At 58.9% G+C, this 4,610-nt stretch carries 2 protein-coding genes and 1 pseudogene; 1 reads left to right on the top strand and 2 read right to left on the bottom strand.

Annotated features, from left to right (window positions below; genetic code table 11):
* The first annotated feature begins 202 nt into the window (after nucleotides 1-202).
* On the top strand, nucleotides 203-1,111 hold the full coding sequence (locus EOA27_RS23350; RefSeq protein ID WP_127257323.1) for a hypothetical protein: 909 nt from the start codon (nucleotides 203-205) through the stop codon (nucleotides 1,109-1,111).
* Nucleotides 1,112-1,203: 92 nt separating this feature from the next.
* On the opposite strand, the gene EOA27_RS23345 is transcribed toward EOA27_RS23350, so the two are convergent.
* Complete coding sequence (locus tag EOA27_RS23345) at nucleotides 1,204-4,278, bottom strand: DUF3427 domain-containing protein (RefSeq protein WP_245491146.1); 3,075 nt, start codon at nucleotides 4,276-4,278, stop codon at nucleotides 1,204-1,206.
* A gap of 207 nt (nucleotides 4,279-4,485) precedes the next feature.
* Nucleotides 4,486-4,590, bottom strand: a pseudogene (locus EOA27_RS42265) (HIT domain-containing protein); the annotation flags it as partial.
* Nucleotides 4,591-4,610 lie beyond the last annotated feature (20 nt).

Here is a 4,610-nt window from a genome sequence, read left to right as displayed (position 1 = left end):
GTCTGACGCGCGGGCTTGGTTTTGCGCCGCGAACTCACCGCCGACCCAATCCACATAAAGCGCGACGTTCTTGGCCGACGTTTCATGAAACCGAGTGCATTTATGGTAACATTGATCTGACTCGAGCGGCGCTTATTCGGCAGCGCCGGCCAAAGCTTCCCGACCCGCGCCTGCACCTTCAAGAAGCAAGAGAGACCCAGCCGTGACCATCGAGCGCGACGACTACGACGTCTTTTTGGACAGCTGGGAGCCGGACGAGGCATTGCGCCACGCATCGCTGTCCCAGAACTTGGACGATCCCTACATTCGCAAGCGCTTCCTTGATAATAGCGCCGGCATCGCGCCGTTCGCGCGCACGCGATTTGTCAACGGTCAAAAGGTCATGGACGCCGAAGAGCTCGTCGTCAGAGCCTACGACTTCTTCCGGCAGAGGCAAGAAACGTGGGCGGACGAGTTCAAGGATTTCGTCCTGAGCAGAGATGTGCCGGAGGAGAAGTTGGACACGTTCGTCGCAAGCTTCGCCCAATTGTGGGTGGATGGGAAAAAGCGGCGGCAGGATTCACCGACGATGCGCGCCATCAAGGCATCGATCCGCGACTTCGACCGGCTCCGCTATCGCACCTACGCCGGACGTTTCGTGGCCGAGATCATCGACGATTCCGTTCAACCGCTCCTAACGCCGGAGGAAATGGCGGCGATCTTCGAAGCCAACAGTGGCCTGATCGAAGCCTTTGTGCCCGACTACATCGATCACCTTGGCGATAACGGGGCGGGCTCGCTCGGCGGACTCTATGTACGGCGCGGCGTTTATATGCCACCGGTCGATACCAGAGTTCGGCGGGAACGCCACTATCTCAGTTCCTACTCACTCGCGCTCGGTCCGGTGGAGCAATTCGCGCAGACCTGGACAGAGGAAACCCGCCACACCGGCACGCCCTCCATCTTCTCGGCGCCGCTGCCGGCGATCCAGAGCCGGGTCGTCGCCTTTGCCCCATTCATTGCGGCCATGGATCTCAGCCAACTAGAATTCGTCGTCGCGCCTCCCGTCGAGGAGATGCCCCTCCGCGATGACGGATTCTATGGTGGGATTCGCGAATTCACGTTCCGCTAGGAACCTGTCGAGAAGGGCACCACCACATGACTTCTGACACTGACACGCCGCGTCTGGGCCGGGACTAGCCGTTCCGTTGGACTTGCTTCAGGTTACGCCGGCACTTTGAGCTGAGCGCGCAGTGACGGTGGAACTCCATCGCGAAGCTTCCATCGCACGGTGATGGGAGCTTCGCCTTCCCAGGCAGCAAAATCAACTTCACCGCAATAGGTAAATGGCGTGGGCTGCGATCCGGTCTTCTTGGTGGGTCGTACCAACAGATGAACATGCAAGCCCTGCGCGCGGTGGTTGCATATCATCTGGCCTCGTTTCGAATCTTGCGTCGTCGCGTTCTGGCTTTGCCACGAGAACTCTTCATCGGACAGAAAGTGATCGGCATATTGGTGTTCGTCGCTCATGCCTTCCTTGGCCAGTGTCACAAGCAAAAACAAATGCGGAGGCTTTGGAACGAAACCGGCATTCCAGGTGGCCTGGTCGAAGGCGAAACCAAATGTGGGACCGATTGCTTCGCGCGAATAGCGCTCCCATGGGCGGAGGCCCTCTCCAGCCTGAGCGACCATTCCCATCGGCTCCATTACCATGATGCCGTCGCGTTGGCGCAGGCGCACCCGGTCACCGCGACCCGGTAGGCCTGCGTCTGGGCCGAACCAGCCATTGAGAAATTCAGGGAGCAGGTTTGCGCCCGACGCCGGATCACGGACAACGTTGATTGCAATTTTGGCAACAGTTGCCTTCAGACGCCGACCGTCCACCTCGACCTCGAGCGGTCCCTCAGCCAGCTTTTGGGGACTCGCACTTGGCAAAAAGAGGATTGGGTTGCCGCCGGTATTGCGCGACACCCGGCAGATCACTTCGTTGGGCCTACCGCTTCGCGTGAGGTACTGGGCGAGGCGCCAATTGAGCACTTCGCGAAGCAATGCACTGAAACCTGATCCGACCGGTGGATCAAAAGCAAACTTGAAGACATCATTCTCGAAGCGGAAATAGGCAACGCCTCCGGTTCCCTTGGCATTCACGAATGCCTCGATCGGATTGCGAACGAGCAGCCGCCGAACAGCGGACGGGTCGTCGAGATCGACCGAGAAGTCCTGTTCAAGCTTGTGAATGCGACGGACCAACGCTGCAGCACGGCGCGATAGATCGTCGACCCCAATCTCTATGGTAACCGCATCTTCGTCGAACAGCGCGAGCAGCAGTGCAATCTTGTAGCTGCGGGTCGTCTCGGTCTTCTCGATCGCAACAAAAAAGTCGCGCACTTCGCTGTAGGCTGCTTGTTCGTCAGCAGAGAGACCGCCAACTCGCTCAACAAAACCCAGCCAGGAACCCTCGCTATTGCTCCGCGGGTTGAGACCAGCATGGAATACCTCAACCGCGTTCGGCCTCACGCCATGCCGCTCCTCGAAATCGCGATAATAGGATTCCAACGCCGTTTCTGTCGCGGCAGGGCGGAGTAAGTTCTGAAGGATATCCACGGCAGCGAGGTCATAGGTGATTTCGCACCCGGGTGGCAGTGCAATCGTTCCCCCGAGAATCTCCTCCAACATCGTGCGAAGCCTGCCCTTGCTCTCAGCCTCACGATTCACGAGGGCAGCAAGCGACCGCAGCTTCATTAGGAAGGCGCGATGGTTGCCTATGTAGTCAATGACGATCAGTTGCTCCTTGTCTTCTGCGGCACGCAAACCGCGTCCTAATTGCTGCATCCAGATAACTGTCGACTCGGTTGGGCGAAGCATCATCACCGTGTCGATCGCTGGCACATCCACGCCCTCGTTGAACATGTCCACGGCAAAGATCACATCGATTTCACCGTCTGCGAGCTGCTTAAGAGAGGTGGTTCGCGGCGCGCTGGTTGGGCCCGCATGAACCGCGACAGCCCGTAGACCTTCTCGAATAAAGAAGGCGGCCATAAAGTCGGCATGCCGCTGCGAGCAACAGAAGCCAATACACCGACTTCCTCCTTTGGCTTGAAATTGCTCCAATGCGTTTTGGGCGCGGGCTTCGGTCGCGACGGCAGCCTCGAGCGCTTCGGGGTCGAATTTCGCGCTCCGCCAAGGAATGTTGGAATAGTCCGTATCATCCGGGACGCCAAAATAGTGGAACGGACAGAGGCGCTCACTCTCAATGCCAATGTGGATGCCTGCCTCGAACACGAGGTTCTCCTGGCAGAGCGACAGAAGATCGGCCCCGTCCGTGCGCTCTGGCGTGGCGGTGAGGCCGAGCAAAAACTTCGGCCGAAAATGGTCGATCACCCGCCGATAGGTGCTGGCGGCGGCGTGATGGAATTCGTCGATGACGATGTAGTCGAACTCGTCCGGCGCAAAGCGAGAGAGGTGGGCGATCCGTCCCAGCGTTTGGACAGAAGCGAAGACAAGATCGCCGTCGGTTTCTCGTATGTCGCCGGCAAGTCGGCCGATCCGGGCCGTGGGTCGGACGTTCCGGAAAGTCTCAATTGCCTGAGACAAGATCTCCTCTCGGTGAGCGACGAATAGGATCCGCTGAAACTCGATGCGGTCGCTGTCAAAAGCAGCGAGCCATGTTTTGCCGAGACCGGTGGCGAGGACCACAAGGCCAGCCGAGAAACCATCCTCGCGGGTTTGTTCCAGGGCGATCAGCGCGCGTTGTTGGATCGTGTGCGGCTGGGGTTTTGGCTGCGGCGTCTCGTATTCGACATCAGCCCCTGTGCCATCGGGACCGCGGTAAGGATCAATGATACGTCGGATTTCGTAAGCGTCGATCCAGGCCTGCGTGACGGCGGCAGCGGCGGGAGCATCGAAGAGGTTGTCAAAGGCCCGGCGAATCTGGCTGAAACCGCCGACATCATGGCTGGAGATGACTTTATAATTCCATTCGATGGAAGTCGTGAGGGCTGGCTCCGAAATGTTCGAGCTGCCAACAAAGGAGACGCCCTCAGTGCCCGAGAGGAATGTATAGGATTTGAGATGAAAGCCCCGTTCATCCCCCGATTGGTAGACGCGAAGGGATAGATTCCCCTCAAGGTCGGCAAGCCTGCGCAGGGCGACTGGGTCAGTCACGTCTAGATAGTCGCCGACGAGAACGCGGGCAGCGCCACCACGAGCAAGCAGATCCTCAAGATGGTTGAGGATCAGTCGCGCACCACTGTCGAGCAGAAAGGCGACCGCGATTTCACAGCGGTCTGCTCGATCCATATGGGCTATCAGGTGCGGCAAAAGCGGATCGTCACCACCTGTAACGAGCCGCGGTTGGTCGGTGGTTGCTGATGCCGATTCGGTAGGTGGCGTAGTCGATGACGCTGAGGATGAGGATGGTTCCCGTTCCGCGAGATAGTTCGCTTTAGTGGGAATGACATGCCGAACACCGCCTCGGGGATCCGCCACATCGCCCGTTCGCCTGGGGATCACATGCAGGTGGAAATGAAATACTGTCTGCCCGCCTGCCGCTCCATGATTGAAGCCAACGTTGAACCCGTCGGCGCCATGCCGCGACCGGATCAGGCCCATCGCGCGGCCAATGGCAGAAG

It is taken from the genome of Mesorhizobium sp. M2A.F.Ca.ET.037.01.1.1, from assembly GCF_003998075.1.
Lineage (GTDB): Bacteria > Pseudomonadota > Alphaproteobacteria > Rhizobiales > Rhizobiaceae > Mesorhizobium.
Note: the sequence above shows the minus strand (reverse complement) of the source record. Positions and strands in the feature narration are given on the sequence as shown.